Origin of the sequence: Dactylosporangium sp. CA-052675, from assembly GCF_050947935.1 — a bacterium.
Classification (GTDB): Bacteria; Actinomycetota; Actinomycetes; order Mycobacteriales; family Micromonosporaceae; genus Dactylosporangium.
Genome location: NZ_CP192010.1, coordinates 8089958 through 8109464 on the forward strand (window position 1 = coordinate 8089958; position 19507 = coordinate 8109464).

The window sequence follows — 19507 nt, forward strand, 5'->3', positions numbered from 1 at the left end:
GTTCCACTTGTGTACCGAACGGTACAGAACTAGCTCGCGCAGGAGGAACCATGTTCACCGGAAAGATCGCCCTCGTCACCGGAGCCACCTCGGGTATCGGCCTGGCCGCGGCCAAGCGGCTCGCCGCCGAGGGCGCCCACGTGTTCCTCACCGGCCGCCGCCAGGACGCGCTCGACGAGGCCGTGGCCGGACTCGGCGGCAACGCCACGGCAATCCGCGCCGACGTCGCGAACCCGGGCGACCTCGAGCGGGTGGCCGCCGCCATCCGCGAGCGCGGCGCCGGGCTCGACATCCTGTTCGCCAACGCCGGGGGCGGCGAGTTCGCCGCGCTGGGCGACATCACCTGGCAGCACTACGCCGACACGTTCAACACCAACGTCGGCGGCACGCTGTTCACCGTCCAGGCCGTCCTGCCGCTGCTCAACCGGGGCGCGTCGATCGTGCTGACCGGCTCCAACATCGACGTGAAGGGGTCCCCGTCGTTCAGCGTCTACGCGGCCACCAAGGCGGCCCTGCGCTCGTTCACCCGCAGCTGGGCGGCCGAGCTGGTCGGCCGCGGCATCCGGGTCAACGCCGTCGCGCCCGGCCCGATCGAGACGCCCGGGCTCAGCGGCCTGGCCGGCGACCCCGACTCGGCCGAGCGGCTGCTGAAGAGCCTGGCCGCCGGGGTGCCGATGAACCGGCTCGGCCGGCCCGAGGAGATCGCCGACGCCGTGGTCTTCCTCGCCTCGGACGCCAGCGCGTTCATGACGGGCGCCGAGCTCTACGTGGACGGCGGCGCGAGCCAGATCTAGCGACCGGGCGGCCCCGGGTGCACGTGACGCCGCGGCCATGCGTTCCTCCGGTGCCAGGGCCCGTGGTCCGGGCCGGGTGCCGGCAGCGTGCGCCGGCTCCGCGACGGCGTCCGCGCCCTAGAACGCACAACGACTGGACGGACAACGCCGGTCGGGCGCCCGACGAGCGCCCGACCGGCATCCCAGGCGTCAGGACCCCGTCAGCTCGGACACCGCGTGCTTGCCACCCGACCGCAGTCGCAGCGCGAATGCGATCTCGCCGGCCCCGATCAGCAGCGCGCTGATGCCGGTCAGCAGGATCAGCGCCATGAGCGACGGGCCGGGCCACAGGATGAACACCAGGCCGGCCGCGGCCGAGACGCCGCCGAGGATGCTGAGCCAGGTGCGCACCGGCCCGCTCGCGAGCATGGCGACCGTCAGCTGAATGAAGCCGCTCACCAGCCAGGACAGCCCGATGAGCGCGGCCAGCACACGCTCGCCGCCGTCGGCGCTGCGCAGGCACGCGACTCCCGCCGCGATCAGCATCACCGCGACGACGGCGGCCAGCACGCGATGGGTCGTGCCGCGGTCCCGGTCGAACGCGGCGAACGCACGGGTCGCGCCCGCGACGATGAGCCAGATTCCGGTGGCCAGCGCGAGCAGGCGCAGCGTCTCCCCCGGCCAGACGAGCACGACGATGCCGAAGCACACCGTGACGGCCCCGAGGACCATCACCTGCCAGACGGGCTCGGCCGCGGTGGCCGAACCGGAGCGCCTCCAGGCGTGGCGCTGATACCAGTGCGTGGTCGTCATCGTCCACCTCCGAACGGATTCGGCCGCCTCACGCGCGCCGGACTTCCAAAATCACCCTCCGCCGCGCGGTGCGTGCCGCGCCTCACCCCCGGGGCATGGTTCGGCGCCGCTTGACAGCAGGAGCGGCCGCAGGAGTAGTCGCCGACGAGTGGGTATTCCCGGCGCGGCCAAGCACCGCGAATGGAGGCGAGCCGCTCATGACCACGAGCTCGGCCGAGGAGGCCGGAACCCGGCCCTTCCACGCGCTGCCGGCCGGGGTCGCGCTCGCCGTGGAGCACGTCGAACCGCTGTCGGGCCTGTCGGGCGCCGAGGTGTCGTCGCGGCGCGCCGCGCACGGCCCGAACCGGTTGGCCGAGTCGCGCAAGGAGCCGTGGTGGCGGGCGTTCCTGCGCCAGTACGCCGACCCGATGCAGATCGTGCTGCTGTGTGCCGGGATCGGCAGCCTGTACCCGCTCAAGCAGTTCGGCACGGGCATCCTGTTGCTGGCGCTGACGTTGCTCAACGCGGTGCTCGGGCTGCGTCAGGAGGGCAAGGCCGCGGCCGCCGTCGGCGCGCTGCAGAAGATGATGATCGTCAAGGCCCGGGTGCGCCGCGACGGGCACCTGACCGAGGTCCCGGCCGAGGAACTCGTGCCCGGTGATGTCGTGCAGGTCGAGGCCGGCGACCTCGTCCCGGCCGACGGGCGGCTGGTCCGCACCGCCGGGCTCGAGGTCGACGAGTCGGCGCTGACCGGCGAGAGTCTCCCGGTCGCCAAGGACGCCGATGCGGTGACCGAGGCCGGCGCGGCGCTCGGCGACCGGATCGGCATGGTGTACATGAACACCCACGTCACCCGCGGCACCGGCGAGTTCGTGGTCACCGCGACCGGGATGGCGACCGAGGTCGGGCACATCTCCGGGATGCTGCAGGCCGAACAGGACGCCGAGACGCCGCTGACCCGGCAGCTGTCGCGGCTGACCAACCAGATCCTCGTCGTCGCCGGCGTCGCGCTGGCGCTGTCGATCGCGCTCAACCTGGCCCGCGGCAACGCGTTCGACGTGGTGTTCCTCGCCGCGGTCGCCTTCGCGATCTCGGCCATCCCCACCGGCCTGCCCGCGGTCGTGACGACCATCCTGTCACTGGGCACCCAGCTGCTCGCCCGGTCCAACGCGATCGTCAAGCGCCTGCGCTCGACCGAGACCCTCGGGTGCACCTCGGCCGTCAACTCCGACAAGACCGGAACGCTGACCCTCAACCAGATGACCGCGGTCGAGCTGGCCATCCCCGGCCGGCGGTACGTCGTGTCGGGCAGCGGCTACCGCCCCGACGGCGACATCCGCCACGCCGCGGGCCAGCCGGACGTGCCACTGGAACCGTTCCTGCTGCCGATGGCACTGGCCGGCGACGCCGTGGTGCGCGACGGCGAACTCATCGGCGACCCCACCGAGGGCGCGCTGGTCGTGCTCGCCGAGAAAGGCCACCTCGACGTGGCCTCGACCCGGCAGCGGTATCCGCGCCTCGCGGAGGTGCCCTTCGACGCCGCGTACAAGCTGATGGCCACCTTCCACCGGATGACCGACGACACCGGCCGCGACGTCGTGCGCTGCTTCGTCAAGGGCGCCCCCGACCAGCTGCTCGCCCGCGCGGCGTGCGTGATCGCTCCGGACGCGGCGCCGATCCCGCTGGACGACGAGCTGCGCGCCCGGTACCGGGCCGAGAACGAGCGGCTCGCCGCGCAGGGGCTGCGCGTCATGGCCACGGCCCGCCAGGACTTCGACCCGGCGGTGTTCGACCCGGCAGTGTTCGACCCCCAGGCGGATCTGCTCGCCACGATCGACGGACTGACCCTGCTCGCCCTCGTCGGCATCGTCGACCCGCCCCGGCCCCAGGCGAAGGCCGCGATCGCCACCGCCAAGGCCGCCGGGATGCGGGTCCGCATGATCACCGGCGACCACGCCGTCACCGCGGCCGCGATCGCCCGGCAGCTCGGCATCGACGGCCGGGCCATCAGCGGCACCGAGTTCGCCGCGATGACCGACGACCAGCTGCTGCGCGAGATCGACGACATCGGGGTCATCGCCCGGGTCACGCCCGAGCACAAGGTACGCCTCGTGGAAATCCTGCAACGCGAGCAGCACATCGTCGCGATGACCGGCGACGGCGTCAACGACGCACCCGCCCTCAAGCGCGCCGACATCGGCATCGCCATGGGCATCACCGGCACCGAGGTCTCCAAAGAGGCCGCCGCGATGATCCTCACCGACGACGACTTCGCCACCATCGTCAAGGCCGTGGAGATCGGCCGGGCACTGTACGACAACCTCAAGCGGTACGTCTTCTTCCAGATGGGCGTCCTCATCGGCTTCATCGCCACGTTCCTCGGCGCCAGCATCTGCAACATCGCCTCCGGCGTGCCGTTCCTGCCGCTGCAGACGCTCTGGGTGAACTTCACCACCCAGGCCTTCCAGGCCATCGGCCTCGGCTACGGCAAACCGGAAGCGGACATCATGCGCCGGCCGCCCCGCCGCGCCGACGAACCCCTGCTCTCCACACGCACCCTGCTCTGGCTCGCCGTCGTCGGCCTGGTGCTGGGCGCGACCACCCTGGCCGTGATCGCCGGGGCCGACCGCGCCTACGGCACCGAAGTGGCCCGCACGATGGGGCTGACCACGTTCTCGATCCTCAACCTGGCGCTGTCCTTCACCGTCCGCAGCGACGTGCGCTCCGTGTTCAGCCTCGAGGTGTTCGAGGACCACCGGTTCCTCGTCACCAGCGGCATGTCGATCCTCGCGATCATCCTCGCGACCGAGCTCGGCCTGCTGCAGCGCATCCTGCACACCGTCAGCCTCGGCCTGGTCCAGTGGCTCGTGTGCCTGGCCGCCGGCGCGACGGTCATCGTGGCGACCGAGCTGCGCAAGATGGCGCTGCGCCGCCGCACCGCGGTGGCCGGCGCCCCGGTCCGGTGACGAACGCGAGGACGGAGGCACAGGCGGTCGACCGCTCGGCGCGGCGTGCGCTGCTGCGCGCCCGGGCGGCCCTGGATGCTGAAGCGCCCCGGCCCGGACATGCGGGGTGACGGTTTCATCTTCAAAGAAGGATGACCCGCGGCGCCCGCCGTCCGACGCTGATTCTTGTGGGTTAGCCCGCGTCGTGTGAACCGTCTGCGGGCTCGCGTGACCGGAGGGGGCGACTGCGATGTCGTTCGGTGGGATTGTGTTGTACACGCTGTGGTTCATGGCGGTGTTCGCATGGTTCTGGTTGATGATCTCCATGCTGAACGACCTGTACCGTGACCCGGACGTCGGCGGCTGGGGCAAGGCCGCCTGGACGGTGTTCCTCATCGTGCTGCCGTGGATCGGGGCGCTGGTGTACCTCGTCACGCGGGGCCGGTCGATGAACGAGCGGGCCCGGCAGCGGGCCGAGCATCGCGAGGCCGAGGTCCGCGAGTACGTCCGCGAGGTGGCCGGCTCGCCGAGCACCGCTGACGAACTCACCAAGCTCGCCGACCTGCAGCGGCGCGGGGTGCTGACCCAGTCGGAGTACGACCGGGCGAAGGCTTCGGCCCTGGCGTCCAACGGCGCCGACGCCATGCGGGCGCGCGGCTGACCGGCGAGCGCCGACGCATACCCGCGGGGCTGACCGGCGGCGTGCGCCGACGCATGCGGGCGCGCGGGTGACCGGCGAGCGCCGGCGCATGCGGGCGCGGCTGACCGGCCAGCGCCGACGCCTGCGGGCGCGCGGGTGACCGGCGAGCGCCGTCACCCGCGCGCCGGCCGGCGAGCCGGTGTCACTTGCTGTCGGCGGACTTCCGCGTGCGGCCGGCCGCCGCCTTCTCGCGGTGCGGCGGTTCGGCGTCCTCGCCGTCTTGGAGCATGTCGACGATCCTCGGTGCGAGGACCGCGGCGAGCGCGGGCGCCAGCGCGTCGGCCAGGGCGCCGGCCAAGGCCTCGGCGAGCAGGACGCGCTCGAGCACCGATCCCCGCTCCCCGCCGCGCGCGGGCGTCGCCGACAGCATCGCGTCGAGCAGCGGCGCCGTGGACCTGCCGTGCGCGGCCCCGGGCGTGCCCGCCTCTTCCAGGATCTCCCGGATGGCGTCGTCGATCAGCGACTCGATCGGTTCGTGTGACTCGTGCGCGGGTTCTTCCTTCGACCCTCTTTCGGCCACGATGCCTCCTCAGCGTGTGTCGGGACTCGAGTCGACTCGGCACGATCCCGCCCTCCGGTCGGCGGCCGAAGGGCGGATCGCGTGCCGAGCCGTCAGCGGCGGGCCAGCATGGCCGCGGCCAGGAGCGGGTGCTCGATGCCCTCGCCGCCGCTCTCCTGCCGGTTGCGCATCATCGCGGCCATGAACAGCGGGTGCTCGAAGATGTTCTTGCCCTCCTGGCGGCGGCTGGCCAGCGCCGCGAGCAGCAGCAGCGGGTGCTCGATGCCCTCCTCGCCGCTCTCCTGCCGGTTGCGCATCATCGCGGCCACCAGCAGCGGGTGCTCGAAGATGTTGCGGCCCTCCTGCCGGCGGCTGGCCAGCGCCGCGAGCAGCAGCAGCGGGTGCTCGATGCCCTCCTCGCCGCTCTCCTGCCGGTTGCGCATCATCGCGGCCACCAGCAGCGGGTGCTCGAAGATGTTGCGGCCCTCCTGCCGGCGGCTGGCCAGCGCGGCGAGCAGCAGCGGGTGCTCGATCAGGCCTTCGCCCTGCCGCTGGCGGCGCGCCATCAGCGCCGTCAGCAAGAGGGGAAGCATGCTCTGCTCTTCGCCCTCTCCTTCCTGACCCTGGGTCTGCTGTCGGGATCGTTCAGCGGTGCCTGCGGTCATCTGTGCCTCCGTTGCGCCCATGCGTGGATGTATGTCGCAAGCCCAACGCTGCCCGGTGCCGGACGTCCCTACGTCACCCGGCCGACATGATTCACCGTGCCCGGGGCCGGTGAGGATTTCGCGGTCTCGTATCGGCGTGGTCGTCGCCGGCGGCCGCCACCCCCACGACCGGCGGCGTCTCCACCCTGGTTCTTGACACCGGTCTCGGCACCTGGCGCACTTGGCGGCGCGAGCCGAGCACCGTGCTGCGCCGGGCCGTGCCGGTGCCGCCGGCCGGTCCGGCGCCGTCCGTCATCGTCGCCGAGTCGGAGGCGACCGCTGCGCCGACGGAGTGGGCGCCGCACTCGCATCCGGCGGTCGTGCTGATGCCGGAAGCTCCCCGTTGTCTTCGGTGTCGGTCGCGCTCAGATGCACCGTCGTACCCGCGGGTCAGCGCGCGGATGTCCCACAGCCACACATCGTCGACCTGCCGGCCGGGGCCGGGCAGCCGGTAGAGCGTCCCGCACCGTGACGACGACCCCTCGCGACGCGTGATCGGACGTAAGCTGCTGTTCACTCCGGGCCGGTCGCGGGGGATACTCGCCTTCATCGATATTCAGCGGGTACCTGACGACCCATGAAGGGGATGCGTTGAAACCCAGGCATCGTCGTTCCGCGACGCTGATCGTGGCCGTCCTGGCCGCGTTCGGCGTCCTGCTCCCCGCGACCGCGGCCTTCGCCGACTCGCTGCCGAACCTGCCGCAGAACGCGGGCGGCTACGAGCAGTCGTTCTCCCCCGCCTACGACTACGACACCGACGGCTGCTACGCCGTGGCGGCCATCAGCCCCACCGGCACCCTCAACCCGGGGCTCAACCCGACCGGGGCGCTCAACGGCAACTGCCGGGACCAGTCCGACCTCGACCGCTCGCAGACCTACGCCCGCTCGAAGTGCAACAACGGCTGGTGCGCGATCGTCTACGCCAGCTACTTCGAGAAGGACCAGGCGCTGCCCGGCATCAGTCTCGGCGGCCACCGGCACGACTGGGAGCACGTCATCTCCTGGGTCAACCAGGCGACCAACCAGGTCGAGTACGTGACCACGACGCAGCACAGCAGCCAGGTGACCTACCCGCGCTCGCAGGTGCGCTTCGACGGCTCGCACCCGAAGACCGTCTACCACAAGGACGGCGCCTCGACCCACTTCTTCCGGCTCGCCAACGGCAACGACGAGCCGCCGGAGAACCACTACCACACCTGGCGGTACCCGCCGCTGGTCGACTGGAACGGCTGGCCCAGCACGGCGCTGCGCGACCGGCTCATGACCGCCGACTTCGGCTCGGCCACCATCAAGATCAACGATGGCCGGTTCGTGCCGCTGCTCACCGCGTCCAAGCCCACCGGGATCCCGTTCGACCCGGCGGCCTGACCCGCACCCGCGGGCCGGCTCCGTCAGCGACGGGGCCGGCCCGCGGTCAGCGTCCGCAGCGCGTGCTCGGCGACGGCGATCAGCGTCTGGCGCACCGAGTCCCGCGAGCGGGCGTCGAACAGGGCGAGCGGCACGTGCCCGGCGATCGCCAGCGCCTGGCGCACCTCCTCGGCGTCGTAGCGCGGCGCACCGTCGAAGCAGTTGACCGCGGCGAGGTACGGCAGCCCCAGGTGCTCAAAGAAGTCGAGCGCGGCGAAGCTGTCCTCGATGCGGCGGGTGTCGACGATGACGACCGCGCCGAGGGCGCCCCGGGCGAGCTCGTCCCACATGAACCAGAAGCGGTTCTGGCCGGGGGTGCCGAAGAGGTACAGGATCAGGTCCTCGGCGATCGTGATCCGCCCGAAGTCCATCGCCACCGTCGTGGTGCTCTTGCCCGGCACGCCGCCGGCGTCGTCGACCCCCACGCCGGCCGCGGTCATCATCGCCTCGGTGGTGAGCGGGGTGATCTCCGAGATCGCGCCGACGAGCGTGGTCTTGCCGGCGCCGAACCCTCCCGCGATGAGGATCTTCACGGCGGTGATGCGGCTCGCGCCCGGGCGGCGCCGCTCAGAGGTTGCGGAGTCCAATGAGAACCCTTTCCAGGACGTGGATCCGCTCCTGCGAGTCGCCCGCCTCGAGCGGCTCGTGCAGGGTCAGGATCCCTTCGGTGATCATGTCGGCCACCAGCACCCGGGCGACGCCGAGCGGGACGCGCAGGCACGCCGCGACCTCGGCCAGCGACTGCGGCCGGTCGACGCACAGGTTCGCGATGAGCTGCCACTCCCGCCCGGCGTACCGGCTCGCCTCCACCCCCTGCCGCATCGTGAGCAGCACCGCCTCGATCGCGATCTCGCGCGTGGGCTCGGTCCGGCCGCGGGTCACCGCGTACGGACGCACCAGGGCTCCGCGCGGGTCCTCGTCGCCGCCCTGGACCATCTACGGGGCCACCGTCTCCCGCGGCGGTGACACCAGCGACTTGCCGACCCGCTCGACCAGCAGCGCCATCTCATAGCCGACGTGGCCGACGTCGCAGTCGCGGGCCGCGAGCACCACGAGCGACGAGCCGTCGCTGATCGCCATGAGGATCAGGTAGCCGGCCTCCATGTGCACGATCGTCTGCTGCACCCGGCCGCCGTCGAAGTGCCGGCCGACGCCGTAGGTGAGGCTGACCAGCCCGGCCGTGATCGAGGCGAGCTGCTCGGCCCGGTCCGGCGGGAGGTCGCCGGTCGCGGCCAGCAGCAGGCCGTCGGCCGAGACGGCGATGACGTGCGCGACCCCGTTCAGGGGCTGGGCGAAGCTGTCCAGCAGCCAGCTCAGGCTCTCCAGTGCGCCGGTCCCGCTCATCTGTGGTTCTCCTCCGCTGGCTGGGCGTGGTCCGTCGCGGCCGCACCGGCCTGACGTCCGCGCTGGACTCCCCGTTGGTACGACGACAACAGCCCGCGCAGTTCCTCGGCGCTGGGCCGCTTGAGCTTGGCCGGGCGCGCGGGCACGCCGCCGGGCACGAGCTGGGCCTGCGGCGAGCGGATCGGCAGGCCGGAGCGGGTGCTGGCGTCGGTGCGCGGGTGCTGCGCCGCGGCGGCCGCCCGCCAGCCCTCGTCGGCCCGCGTCCGCCAGCCCCCGGCCGCGCCGCCGGCTGGGTGACGCGGCGGGTGGCGCGGCGGGCGCGGGCGGCGGCCCGGTGAGCGCGCTGTGGCCGCGCTCGTGGAACCAGGTGTCCTCGATCGCCCGGAAGATCGGCAGCTCCGTGGTGTCGTCCCCGGCCGGCGGCCCGGCGGTTCCGCCCAGGGGATCCATCGGGCGCTCCTCCCGCCACTGCCCCTGCCCCTGCCGCGGCACGGCGGCGGGCGGCTCGGGCGGCGGGGCGGCCGGGCGCCGGGTCGGCAGCGCCGTGCGCCGCTCGTCCCGCCGCCGCACGAGCGCGCCGGCCGGCAGCATGACCTCGGCGACGGTCCCGCCGCCGGCGTTGTCGCCCAGCCGCACCGTGATGCGGTGCCGGGCGGCGAGCCGGCCGACGACCGCGATGCCCATGAGCCGGAACGCGCCGACGTCGACCGGCGCCGGCTCGGCCAGGCGGCGGTTGAGGTCGGTCAGCGCCGCGGGGTCGATGCCGAGGCCGCGGTCCTCGACGCGCACGATCGTGCGGTCGCCGATGCGCCGGCCGGAGACCACGACGGGGGCGTGCGGGGGCGAGAAGCGGGTCGCGTTGTCCAGCAGCTCGGCCAGCAGCCGCACCACGTCGTTCACGGCGGGGGCGGCGACGAGCACGTCCGCGTCGGTCTCGGCGAACTCGACCCGCTCGTAGAGCTCGATCTCGGACTGGGCGGCGCGGATCACGTCGAGCAGCGGCGCGTCCTGGCGGCGCGGCGGCGCGGTGTCGGCTCCGGCCAGCACGAGCACGTTCTCGTCGTTGCGCCGCATCCGGGTGGCGAGGTGGTCGAGCTGGAACAGCTGGGCGAGCCGCTTCGGGTCGTCCTCGCCGCGCTCGATCCGGTCGAGCTGGCCGATCATCCGGTCCACGAGGGTCTGGCTGCGGCGCGCGACGCTGAGGAACATCGCCGAGACGCTGTCGCGCAGCACGGCCTGCTCGGCCGCGACCCGGACCGCCTCGCGGTGCACGGTGTCGAAGGCGCGCACCACCTCGCCGATCTCGTCGCGGCGGTCGAGCCCGGCCGGGTTGCGGATCTCGGCGGCGATCTGGCGGGGCGAGCGCTCCTGGACGGTCCGCGCGTCGCGCAGCCGCAGGACGAGCTCGGGCAGGTCGTGCTCGGCCACGCCGAGCGCGGTCTGCCGCAGCCCCCGCAGCGAGCGGACCATCGAGCGGGCGGTGACGGAAGCCAGGCCGGCCACGAGCGCGAGGATCGCGAAGAGCACCGCGGACTCCAGCACGACCTGGCGGCGCACCGCGGAGCCGACGGCCTTGGCGTCGCCGACGAGCTGGTCGTCGAGGCGCGCCTCGGTCCAGCGCATGAGGTCGTTGACGGCGCCGAAGACGGCCCGCGCGTCCTCGGCGTCGACCGTGCGCGGCCGGCCGGCCGTGCGCTGCAGGGTGCTCGTCAGGTCGTCGGCCATCTGGGTCGCGTCGCCGGCGATGGCGGACTCGACGATGCGGCGCTGGGGCACGCTGGCCGAGAGCGAGAACGCGACGAACGCCTCCTGCTGGCCGGTGAGCGTGGCCAGCAGCGCCGAGAGCTGATGGGCGTCGAGGGAGCCGGTCTTGAGGGCGGCGAAGGAGACCGCCTCCTGCTCGGCGACCCGCGCCTTGGCCTTGGAGAACGCCGCGGCCGCCCGCAGCTCGTCGGCGAGCGCCTGGTCGGTGCGGACCTGGGCGACGGCCTCGCGGTAGGAGACGAGGTCGTCGGCGACGACGCCGTAGCGCAGCAGCACCTCGGCGACCGACACGCCCCGGCGGCCGCCGACGTCCTTGCGGATCGCGGCCAGCACGTCGAGCTGGGCGTCGATGCGCTCCAGGCGGTCCCGCACGCCGGTCGGCACGGGGCCGAGGGAGCCGCGGCGCTTGGTGTACCCGGCGACGGCGGCGTCGGTGCGCTCGATCTGGCGGTTGTACGCGTCCGGCTTCGCGTCGGCCGCGGACAGCAGCGCCGCGGCGGCCATGCGCTCGAGGTGGACCTCCTGGGCGAGGGCGGAGACGTCGGCGGAGAGCCGGGTCAGGGCCCCGACCGTGTCGGCGTCGCTGGCCCGGGCGGCCGCGTCGTGCAGCCGCAGCGCGGCCAGCGTGACGATCGCCAGCAGCGGGATCAGCAGGATCAGGCCGAGCTTCGAGCGGATGCGGGCGTTGGCCAGCCGCGGCCGGCGGATGCGAAACCCACCACCGGCAGGCCTGTTCGATACGGGCATGCGCGAGTTCTCCGCGTACTCGTGGCCGCCAATGAGCGGGTGCCGGGGCGCAGGACACGGCATTCCACCACGAACGGCACGATCTCGGAAACCCCGTCAAGCCCATCCGGCGCATTGTTGATCAAGCGAGCAATGTCGATCACCAGCGTCACCAGCGCATTTATTGTTACCACTAGGTGAAAGATGTCGGAGAAGTTAACACGGCGCATTTCTACCCACTTGACCGACCTCGCGCGAGTTGGCAAGGTGTGCATCCGAATGAACGGGGTTTCGATCGAGGGGAATCGACTTGCGGCGCTGGCGCTATGTTGCGGCGATGCTGGCGGTGGCCCTGATATCGACCAGCGCGTGCACGCCCGCCAATGCCAAGAACGAGGCCGACATCCTCGTCGCGGCGAGCCTCGAGCTGTCGGGCAGCGCGGCCGACGTCGGCGTGGCCTACCAGCGGGCGCTGGAGCTGCGGGCGGCCCAGATCAACGCGAGCGGGCTGCTCGGGCGGCGCCGGCTCACGGTGCGGATCAAGGACAACCGGGGTGACCCGGCGACCGCGCTGAGCCAGCTCACGGCCTTCACCGAGGACCCGGCCGTGACCGCGATCGTCACCGGGACCTGCGCCGAGTGCACCGCCGGGGCGGCCCGGGCGATCGAGGAGCGGCGGGTGCCGACGATCGCGTTGTCGCCGGTCGCGGACGTCATCGCGCCGCCGGCCGAGCGGCGGTACATCTTCCGCCTGGCCCCCAGCGCCGACGACGACGCCGTCGTGCTGACGGGCGAGCTCGGCCGGGCCGGGCAGCGCCGGGTCGCGGTGCTGAGCAGCGACGACGCCTACGGCCGGCACGGCGCCGACGCGACGGCCCGCGAGGCCGGCAAGATCGGCGCGAAGGTCGTCGGCCGCGCCCAGTTCGCGCCGGCCGACACCGACCTCGGCAAGCCCGCCCGCTCGGCGCTGGCCGGCGGCCCGGACGCGGTCGTGATCTGGGGCTTTCCGTCCCAGGCGGCACTGGCGCTCGGGGCGGTGCGCGACGCCGGCTACCACGGCCAGGTCTACCTCGACGCCGCGGCCGCGGGCGAGCTCTTCCTCGGCGGCCCGTTCGCCGGCGCCGACGCCACCGCCCTGGTCTTCACGCCGACGCTCGCCATCGACGACGTCATCGCGACCACGCCCGCGAAGGCGGCCCGGCGGCAATGGTTTCAGGACTACACGTCCCGCTACGGCACATACCACGGTCATGCCTCATTCGCGGCCGACGCCTTACAACTCGTCGCGAATGCGGTGGTGCAGTCCGGATCGCTCGACGGGCCCACCCTGCGGGCCCGGCTGGAATCGGCGCAGACCGACGGGCTCAGCGGCTCCATTCGATTTACGCCAGACAATCATTCCGGGTTCACGCCGCAATCGTTGACCATGCTCGAGGCGCGCGGCGGCCGGTGGCGTCTGCTCGGCTAGATCAGTTTTCGAAAACTCAATTTGGGGGTCCAGGCAGTGAGGCGTTATCGCACATTGCTCGTGTCGGCGCTCGCCTTCGTCATGATCGGCGCGGCCGGGTGCTCATCGGATTCGCAGCCGCAGCCCGCGGCGGCCGACGCGGGGCGAGCGGCGGACAAGGTCACCTACCTGACGGCGTTCGGCGCGGTCGGCCGTGACGCGTTCGCGTGGGTGGCCCAGGACAAGGGGTACTTCAAGGAGGCCGGCCTTGACGTCACCATCCAGCTCGGCGCGGCGACGGGCGAGAACCTCAAGGGCCTCGCCTCCGGGCAGGCGCAGTTCGCCAACCTCGACCTGATCGGCGCCTGGATCCTCGCGGGCAAGGGCGAGTACAAGGACTTCCGCACGATCGCCGCGATCCACCAGCAGACCCTCGTGTCCATCATCGCGCTGGAGGGCTCCGGCATCTCCGCGCCCAAGGACCTCGAGGGCAAGAAGCTCGGCGCCGCCACCGGCTCGGTGAACCAGCTGCTGTTCCCGGGCTACGCCAAGCTGGCCGGCATCGACCCGGGCAAGATCCAGTGGGTCAACGCCCAGCCCGCCCAGCTCCCCGCGCTGCTCGCCGGCGGCCAGGTGCAGGCGCTGAGCACGTTCCTCATCGGGTCCAAGGGCATCGAGAAGGCGGCCGGCGGCAAGAAGGCCGTCGTGCTGCCCTACAGCAAGTACCTCGGCGACCTGTACGGCAACGGCATCATCACCACCGCGAAGATCGCCAAGGACAACCCGGACCTCGCCCGCCGGTTCCGCGACGCCTGCCTCAAGGCGCTCAAGTACACGATCGAGCACCCCGACGAGGCCGCGCAGATTCTCAAGAAGGCGCAGCCGGCCTCGGACGTCACCGCCGCCGTCGGCGAGATCACGCTCATGACGCCGTACGTCAGCTCCGGCAGCACGATCGGCGTGATGGAGCAGGAGCGGGTCGCCCGGGCGATCGCCACCCTCCAGGCCGCCGCGCTCATCCCGGCCGGCCTGACCCCGGACGCGGTCGTCGACTTCTCGCTCACCCCGAAGGCCTGAGCCGTGAGCACCTCCATCGACCCCGGCCCGTCGCGCTACTCGTTCGACAACGACGACCCCGAGTCCGTCGGCCGGCACAGTCACCTGTCGGACATCCTCGACCCGCTCACCTTCGATCGCCTCGGCTCGCTCGGCGACCTGGCCGGTCGGCGCTGCCTCGAGGTCGGTGCGGGCGGCGGCAGCGTGGCCCGCTGGCTCGCCGGACAGGGCGCCGACGTGCTGGCCACCGACCTCAACGTCCGGCACCTGCCGCTCGACGCCGGGTTCCGGGTGCTGCGCCACGACCTGGTCCGCGAGCCGGTGCCGGACGGGCCGTGGGACCTCATCCACGCCCGGCTGGTGCTGCTGCACATCCCCGAGCGGGAGGAGATCCTGCGGCGCCTCGCCGGCGCGCTGGCCCCGGGCGGCGCGCTGGTGATCGAGGACTGGGCGACCGAGTTCGGCCGCCTGTGCCTGGCCGCGCCCGACCCCGCGACGGCGGAGCTCATCGAGGAGTACTGGGATCTGCTCGTGCACCGGGTGCTCCCGGCCCGCGGCAACGACCCCACCTGGGCCGCGCGGGTGCACGCCACGATGCTCGCGCACGGCCTGACCGGCGTCGACACGGTCATCAACGCCGTGTCGTGGCCCGGCGGCAGCCCCGGCGCCGTGCTCATCGCGGTCAACGTGGCCCAGCTGCGCGAGGACTTCCTGGCCGCCGGGTTCACGCCGGAGAAGATCTCCCGGTTGTACGCCGCCGTGCAGGACCCGCGCCTGGTCGTGCGCAGCCACTTCACGTACTCGACCATCGGCCGGAAACCGGACGGGTCATGAGCTCGCGATGGGCGGGTCTCGCGCTGCCCCTCGCCGGGGCGGTCGTCGCCGTCGGGCTGTGGTGGGGTACGACCGTGGTGTTCGGCATCCGGTCGTTCTTCCTGCCCTCGCCCCCGGACGTCGTCTCGGCGTTTCGGGCCCAGCCGCGCTATCTGTTCACCGAGGCCTGGGCGACGCTGCGCGAGACGGGGCTCGGGTTCCTCATCGCGCTGGTCGCGGGCCTGCTCATCGCCGTGCTGCTGACCGTGTCCCGGGCCGTCGAGCGGGCCACGCTGCCGCTGCTGGTGGCCCTGAACTCGATCCCCAAGGTGGCCCTCGCGCCGCTGCTCATCGTGTGGCTCGGCTACGGCCCCGGCCCGAAGATCGTGATGATCGTGCTCATCAGCTTCTTCCCGATCGTCGTGTCGGCCGCCGCCGGGCTGTCCTCGACCCCGGCCGACCTCGGCGAGCTGGCCACGTCCCTGTCGGCGTCGTGGTGGCAGGCGTACCTCAAGGTGCGCCTGCCCTGGGCCCTCCCCCAGGTCTTCGTGGGGCTCAAGCTCGGCATCTCGCTGGCCGTCATCGGGGCCGTGGTGGCGGAGATCGCGAGCCCCAACGGGGGCCTGGGCGCGGTCGTCGTGCTCTCCGGCACCTCGCTGGACACGCCGCTCGCCTTCGCCGCCATCACCCTGCTGGCGGTGCTCAGCATCGCCCTGTTCTACCTCGTCGTGGGCCTGGAGCGGCTGCTGCTGCCGTGGGCCCGCGCGGTCGCCTGGGAGCGCACATGATCGAGCTCGACGGGGTCGGCCGGGTGTTCCGCTCCCGCTCCGGGGAGGTCGAGGCGCTGCGGGCCATCGACCTGACCGTGGCCGACGGGGAGTTCCTGGCCGTCATCGGCCGCTCCGGCTGCGGCAAGTCGACCCTGCTGCGGCTGGTGGCCGGGCTGCTCACCCCGACCGCGGGGCGCGTCACCGTCGGCGGTACCCCGATCGCCGGCCCCCGCCCCGACATCGCCCTGATGTTCCAGCGCCCGGCCCTGCTGCCGTGGCGCTCGGTGCTCGGCAACGTCCTGCTGCCCCTGGAGTTGCGCGGCCGGGTCCGGCCCGAGCACCGCGAGCGCGCCCAGTCGCTGCTCGACGCGGCCGGCCTGGCCGGCTTCCACCGGCGCCTGCCCCACGAGCTCTCCGGCGGCATGCAGCAGCGCGTGGCCCTCTGCCGCGCCCTCATCCAGCGCCCGAGCGTGCTGCTCATGGACGAGCCCTTCTCGGCCCTGGACGCCCTCACCCGGGAGGAGCTGGCGGGGCAGTTGCAGCAGGTGCACATGGAGATGCGCCCGACCACGATCTTCGTGACCCACTCGATCCAGGAGGCGGTGCTGCTGGCCGACCGCGTGGCGGTGCTGAGCAGCCGCCCGGGCCGGGTGCAGCGCATCATCACCGTCGACATCCCCCGGCCGCGCTCCTTCGGCCGCAACGCCCACCTGACGGACGTCGCGGCCCGCGTGGCCGAGCTCACCGACCTGCTGCACGCCACCGATGCCGCTCTGCCCCTGCTCGACACGAAACCGATCTAAACTGGCGCGATGGCGACCGACGGATGTGAGGTCCAGATGACGGAACCGGACGCCACGATCGAGCTCTTGACCACGGCGCCCGGGCGCGCCGGACTCGTGATGGACTTCGACGGGGTGCTCTCACCGATCGTCACCGACCCGGCCTCGAGCCGTCTGCTCGACGGCACGGCCGACCTGCTCGCCGGGCTCGCCCGGCGCCTCGACCTCGTCGCCCTGATCTCGGGCCGGCCCCTGGCGTTCCTGCGCGACCGGGCGCCGGTCGACGGCGTGGCGCTCCTGGGCTCCTACGGCCTGGAGGAGCTGCGCGACGGTGTCACCCACACCGAGCCGGCCATCGAGGCCTGGCTGCCCGCGGTGCACGAGGCGAGCGCGGAGCTGCACCGGGCGTTCGACAACGAGGACGGCGTGAAGGTCGAGGACAAGGCCGTCTCGGTCGCGATGCACTGGCGGCTGGCCCCGGACCGCACGGCGGCGGCCGCGGCCGTGGCGTCGGCCGTGCGCGAGATCTCCGAGCGCACCGGCCTGGTCGCGGAGCCCGGCAAGCTCGTCGTCGAGCTGATCCCGCCCGTCCGGCAGGACAAGGGCACCGCCCTGACCCGGCTGGTCGAGCGGCTGGGGCTGGCCCGCGTCGTCTACGCCGGCGACGACCTCGGGGACCTGCCGGCCCTGCGCGCGGCGGTCGCCGGCGGCGGTCACGCGCTGGTGGTGACCCACGGCCCGGAGACGCCGCCCGACCTGCTCGAGGTCGCCACCCACACGTTCGACGGCGTCGAGGCGTTCGCGCAGTGGCTGGGCCGGCTGCGGGCCGCCCTCGACTCGGCGGCCCCGACCGAACCGGCGTGAGCGACTGGGAGCGGCGCATCGGCGCGGCCTGGGCGGCGATCGACGACTACGAGGGCCGGCCGGAGGCGTTCCGCGCGCTCATCGACGAGCTCGCGGACGAACTGCCCGCGGACGATCCGGTCGCGGCGTTCGAGCGGGCCTGCGCCTGGGACTCGACCGGGCACTCCGACCGGGCCGTGCCCCTCTACCGCTTCGCGCTCGAGCACGGCCTCACCGGCTACCGGCGGCGCCGCGCGGTGATTCAGATGTCCAGCTCGCTGCGCAACATCGGCCGGGCCGGCACGGCGGTGACCCTGCTGGAGGCCGAGCGGGCCCTCGACCCGGCCGGGCTCGACGAGCCGACCCGCGGCCTGGCCGACGCCATCAGCGCGACCCTCGCCCTGTGCCTGGTCGACACGGGCCGCGAGCGGGAGGCCGTCTCGGTGGCGGTCGCGGCGCTCGCCCCGCACCTGCCGCGCTATCAGCGGTCGATGGCCGCCTACGCCCGCCGGCTGATCGAACCGAGCTGAGCTGATCCCGGGCCGCCTGCGCTCCGTACACCGGGGTGAGGAGGTGCCGCACATGCTCCGATTCAGCAGACGCGCCGCGGACGCGGACCGCGGCCCCGGGCCCGGAGCCGGAGCCGGAGCCGGAGCCGGAGCCGCCGGGGATCGTTACGCCAACCGCGAGACCGCCGCCGGGCTGTTCAGCCGCCCACCGCCCTCGATCCCGGCCGAGCCGCCGCCGGCGCGGCACGAGCCCGAGCCGCAGGCGCCGCACCTGTCGGTGCGGCCGCTGCGGGAGCCGGCGCCGGCCGGGGTCCACAGGTCGATGCCGGCCGGCGCGGCCGACCGGTCCGGGGGGTCGGTCCCGGCGCGCTCAGCTCGCCAGGGCGCCCGGCAGCAGCCCGGACGCGGCGGCGACGGTATCGCGCAGGTCGGCGACGAAGCGGTCGACGCGTTCGGGCGGCACGCCGGGCATCAGCACGACGTGGGCGTTGCCGCGCTCGTCGGTCGCGAGCGGCCACCGGTCCAGCAACGGCTGCGGCGGGCGCGGGAACACCACGGTGAAGGCCCACGGCTGGGCGCGCCAGGCCGGCCAGCCGACGCCGCGCTCACGCCCGGCCAACACCGGGAGCCATCACTGCCGCGCGCTCTCCTGCCGCTGTGTGCGCACACGCCCGTCTCCGCCAGGGAACCGTCTCCCCCGGGCCGCCATCTGCGAACGGCCTTCGCGAAGCGGCCGGCTCAGAAGCGGGCGTCGAAGTCCTCGCGCAACGAGCGGCCCGGACCGCCTCCGGCCGGCTCCAGGAACGCGTAGAGCAGGCCCATCACCGCCTCCCCGACGATGTTCCCGGCAGCCGGGTCGTTCGCCACCTCGGCGGACGCATCGCCTAGGAGCTGCACGCCGAAGCCCTCGGCCACCGCCGCCAGCATCTTCGTGAGCCGGTCCAGGCTCATGCCGGGGCGAAGCCGCAGGCCGCGGTGCGCAAAGATCTCGGCGTACGCCTTCCGCCACGGGTCCAGCGCCCCCCGGTAATTCTCCGCGATGAACCGCCGGACCTCGTCGTCCGGCCCGGCCGTGGCCGCCAGCGCCAGCTGTAGCCGGAACATCGGCATGGCGCACAACTCGCGGATCTCCCGGTACGTGGTCTGGTCGATCGCGTCGCTGAACGCGCCGTCGAACAGCCAGTCACCCCGCGACTCGGCATTGTAGTGGTGCTCGTAGTTCATCGAGTGGAAGTAGAACGAGAGCAGATCGTTGACGTAGTCGGCGCGCTGGGCCCAGGTCGCGCGGAACGGCCCGGCGCCCTTCTGCGCGGTGAACGGCGGAGCGGCCCGGCCGGCCTCGGCGATCACCGCCTCCTGGGTAAGGAAGCGCAGGCCCGACCAGACGGGGCGCCTGCCCGCACCCGCCGCCGGGGCCTGCGCCCGCGGCCCGAACTGCCGGTTGATCAGCGTCGTGCCGGCCCAGATGTACAGCGCCACCTTCGGTGAGTTCACGAGGGCGGATCGGGTCGAGTCCTTCTTGCCCCGGACGTGCCGGACGATTCCGGTGAAGTCCTGGTTGTAAGGCGCGGGGAGGGCCGCTTTGCTGCTGGTTGTCTCGTTGCCTCCGGACATAAGGCGATCATGCAACACC

19 protein-coding genes are annotated in these 19507 nt (G+C 73.0%); 11 read left to right on the forward strand and 8 right to left on the reverse strand.

Annotation, left to right across the window (positions count from 1 at the left end; genetic code table 11):
- Positions 1 to 50: 50 nt before the first annotated feature.
- Entirely contained in the window at positions 51 to 794 is a 744-nt protein-coding gene (locus ACQP1P_RS35800) for an SDR family oxidoreductase (RefSeq protein ID WP_433077899.1), read from the forward strand.
- A 189-nt stretch (positions 795 to 983) separates the two neighbouring features.
- Here the strand turns inward: ACQP1P_RS35800 and ACQP1P_RS35805 are convergent, their stop codons facing one another.
- Positions 984 to 1586 carry an HdeD family acid-resistance protein gene (locus ACQP1P_RS35805; RefSeq protein ID WP_433077901.1) on the reverse strand — a complete coding sequence of 201 codons (603 nt, stop codon included), beginning with the start codon at positions 1584 to 1586 and terminating at the stop codon, positions 984 to 986.
- Positions 1587 to 1783: 197 nt separating this feature from the next.
- Here ACQP1P_RS35805 and ACQP1P_RS35810 point away from each other — a divergent pair, with 197 nt between their 5' ends.
- Positions 1784 to 4531, forward strand: coding sequence for a cation-translocating P-type ATPase (locus tag ACQP1P_RS35810; protein ID WP_433077903.1), 2748 nt, complete (start codon positions 1784 to 1786; stop codon positions 4529 to 4531).
- 268 nt (positions 4532 to 4799) lie between these two features.
- Positions 4800 to 5171 (forward strand): SHOCT domain-containing protein, encoded by a 372-nt coding sequence (locus tag ACQP1P_RS35815; RefSeq protein WP_433077905.1) that lies wholly within the window; start codon positions 4800 to 4802, stop codon positions 5169 to 5171.
- 181 nt (positions 5172 to 5352) lie between these two features.
- Here the strand turns inward: ACQP1P_RS35815 and ACQP1P_RS35820 are convergent, their stop codons facing one another.
- Both ACQP1P_RS35820 and ACQP1P_RS35825 read right to left on the reverse strand, forming a co-directional pair.
- Positions 5353 to 5730, reverse strand: coding sequence for a hypothetical protein (locus tag ACQP1P_RS35820; RefSeq protein ID WP_433077907.1), 378 nt, complete (start codon positions 5728 to 5730; stop codon positions 5353 to 5355).
- 92 nt (positions 5731 to 5822) lie between these two features.
- Positions 5823 to 6302, reverse strand: a complete 480-nt coding sequence (locus tag ACQP1P_RS35825; protein WP_433077909.1) for a hypothetical protein — start codon at positions 6300 to 6302, stop codon at positions 5823 to 5825.
- A 702-nt stretch (positions 6303 to 7004) separates the two neighbouring features.
- Here ACQP1P_RS35825 and ACQP1P_RS35830 point away from each other — a divergent pair.
- Positions 7005 to 7781: an NPP1 family protein gene (locus ACQP1P_RS35830; RefSeq protein ID WP_433077911.1), complete on the forward strand. Its 777-nt coding sequence runs from the start codon at positions 7005 to 7007 to the stop codon at positions 7779 to 7781.
- Positions 7782 to 7804: 23 nt separating this feature from the next.
- Here the strand turns inward: ACQP1P_RS35830 and ACQP1P_RS35835 are convergent, their stop codons facing one another.
- The 3 genes from ACQP1P_RS35835 to ACQP1P_RS35845 are packed head-to-tail and all read right to left on the reverse strand — an operon-like array spanning position 7805 to position 11675.
- Positions 7805 to 8407 (reverse strand): GTP-binding protein, encoded by a 603-nt coding sequence (locus ACQP1P_RS35835; RefSeq protein ID WP_433077913.1) that lies wholly within the window; start codon positions 8405 to 8407, stop codon positions 7805 to 7807.
- Entirely contained in the window at positions 8388 to 8756 is a 369-nt protein-coding gene (locus ACQP1P_RS35840) for a DUF742 domain-containing protein (protein WP_433077915.1), read from the reverse strand. Before ACQP1P_RS35840 ends, ACQP1P_RS35835 begins: the two co-directional genes overlap by 20 nt.
- The gene (locus tag ACQP1P_RS35845) at positions 8757 to 11675 is read right to left on the reverse strand and encodes a nitrate- and nitrite sensing domain-containing protein (protein ID WP_433077917.1); all 2919 of its coding nucleotides are present in this window, start codon (positions 11673 to 11675) and stop codon (positions 8757 to 8759) included.
- A 316-nt stretch (positions 11676 to 11991) separates the two neighbouring features.
- On the opposite strand from ACQP1P_RS35845, the gene ACQP1P_RS35850 reads away from it, so the two are divergent.
- The 7 genes from ACQP1P_RS35850 to ACQP1P_RS35880 are packed head-to-tail and all read left to right on the forward strand — an operon-like array spanning position 11992 to position 17895.
- Complete coding sequence (locus tag ACQP1P_RS35850; RefSeq protein ID WP_433077919.1) at positions 11992 to 13122, forward strand: ABC transporter substrate-binding protein; 1131 nt, start codon at positions 11992 to 11994, stop codon at positions 13120 to 13122.
- A 36-nt stretch (positions 13123 to 13158) separates the two neighbouring features.
- Complete coding sequence (locus tag ACQP1P_RS35855; RefSeq protein WP_433077921.1) at positions 13159 to 14178, forward strand: ABC transporter substrate-binding protein; 1020 nt, start codon at positions 13159 to 13161, stop codon at positions 14176 to 14178.
- Between the two features lie 3 nt (positions 14179 to 14181).
- Positions 14182 to 14991 (forward strand): class I SAM-dependent methyltransferase, encoded by an 810-nt coding sequence (locus ACQP1P_RS35860; protein ID WP_433077923.1) that lies wholly within the window; start codon positions 14182 to 14184, stop codon positions 14989 to 14991.
- Entirely contained in the window at positions 14988 to 15758 is a 771-nt protein-coding gene (locus tag ACQP1P_RS35865) for an ABC transporter permease (RefSeq protein ID WP_433077925.1), read from the forward strand. The genes ACQP1P_RS35860 and ACQP1P_RS35865 overlap by 4 nt, the downstream gene beginning before the upstream one ends.
- On the forward strand, positions 15755 to 16543 hold the full coding sequence (locus tag ACQP1P_RS35870) for an ABC transporter ATP-binding protein (protein ID WP_433077927.1): 789 nt from the start codon (positions 15755 to 15757) through the stop codon (positions 16541 to 16543). The genes ACQP1P_RS35865 and ACQP1P_RS35870 overlap by 4 nt, the downstream gene beginning before the upstream one ends.
- A gap of 9 nt (positions 16544 to 16552) precedes the next feature.
- Positions 16553 to 17386 (forward strand): trehalose-phosphatase, encoded by an 834-nt coding sequence (gene otsB, locus ACQP1P_RS35875; RefSeq protein ID WP_433077929.1) that lies wholly within the window; start codon positions 16553 to 16555, stop codon positions 17384 to 17386.
- Positions 17383 to 17895: a tetratricopeptide repeat protein gene (locus ACQP1P_RS35880; RefSeq protein ID WP_433077931.1), complete on the forward strand. Its 513-nt coding sequence runs from the start codon at positions 17383 to 17385 to the stop codon at positions 17893 to 17895. Before otsB ends, ACQP1P_RS35880 begins: the two co-directional genes overlap by 4 nt.
- Positions 17896 to 18244: 349 nt before the next feature.
- Here ACQP1P_RS35880 and ACQP1P_RS35885 read toward each other — a convergent pair whose 3' ends face one another.
- Both ACQP1P_RS35885 and ACQP1P_RS35890 read right to left on the reverse strand, forming a co-directional pair.
- Positions 18245 to 18496, reverse strand: a complete 252-nt coding sequence (locus ACQP1P_RS35885; RefSeq protein WP_433077933.1) for a hypothetical protein — start codon at positions 18494 to 18496, stop codon at positions 18245 to 18247.
- Positions 18497 to 18612: 116 nt separating this feature from the next.
- Positions 18613 to 19488 carry a hypothetical protein gene (locus ACQP1P_RS35890; protein WP_433077935.1) on the reverse strand — a complete coding sequence of 292 codons (876 nt, stop codon included), beginning with the start codon at positions 19486 to 19488 and terminating at the stop codon, positions 18613 to 18615.
- Positions 19489 to 19507: the final 19 nt, after the last annotated feature.

Coding starts and splice junctions, on each gene's coding strand:
- ACQP1P_RS35890 (WP_433077935.1), bottom strand. CDS start 19,488: ATGTCCGGAGGCAACGAGACAACCAGCAGCAAAGCGGCCCTCCCCGCG.
- ACQP1P_RS35845 (WP_433077917.1), bottom strand. CDS start 11,675: ATGCCCGTATCGAACAGGCCTGCCGGTGGTGGGTTTCGCATCCGCCGG.
- ACQP1P_RS35805 (WP_433077901.1), bottom strand. CDS start 1,586: ATGACGACCACGCACTGGTATCAGCGCCACGCCTGGAGGCGCTCCGGT.
- ACQP1P_RS35865 (WP_433077925.1), top strand. CDS start 14,988: ATGAGCTCGCGATGGGCGGGTCTCGCGCTGCCCCTCGCCGGGGCGGTC.
- otsB (WP_433077929.1), top strand. CDS start 16,553: ATGGCGACCGACGGATGTGAGGTCCAGATGACGGAACCGGACGCCACG.
- ACQP1P_RS35800 (WP_433077899.1), top strand. CDS start 51: ATGTTCACCGGAAAGATCGCCCTCGTCACCGGAGCCACCTCGGGTATC.
- ACQP1P_RS35810 (WP_433077903.1), top strand. CDS start 1,784: ATGACCACGAGCTCGGCCGAGGAGGCCGGAACCCGGCCCTTCCACGCG.
- ACQP1P_RS35850 (WP_433077919.1), top strand. CDS start 11,992: ATGCTGGCGGTGGCCCTGATATCGACCAGCGCGTGCACGCCCGCCAAT.
- ACQP1P_RS35825 (WP_433077909.1), bottom strand. CDS start 6,302: ATGCTTCCCCTCTTGCTGACGGCGCTGATGGCGCGCCGCCAGCGGCAG.
- ACQP1P_RS35815 (WP_433077905.1), top strand. CDS start 4,800: ATGGCGGTGTTCGCATGGTTCTGGTTGATGATCTCCATGCTGAACGAC.
- ACQP1P_RS35840 (WP_433077915.1), bottom strand. CDS start 8,756: ATGGTCCAGGGCGGCGACGAGGACCCGCGCGGAGCCCTGGTGCGTCCG.
- ACQP1P_RS35870 (WP_433077927.1), top strand. CDS start 15,755: ATGATCGAGCTCGACGGGGTCGGCCGGGTGTTCCGCTCCCGCTCCGGG.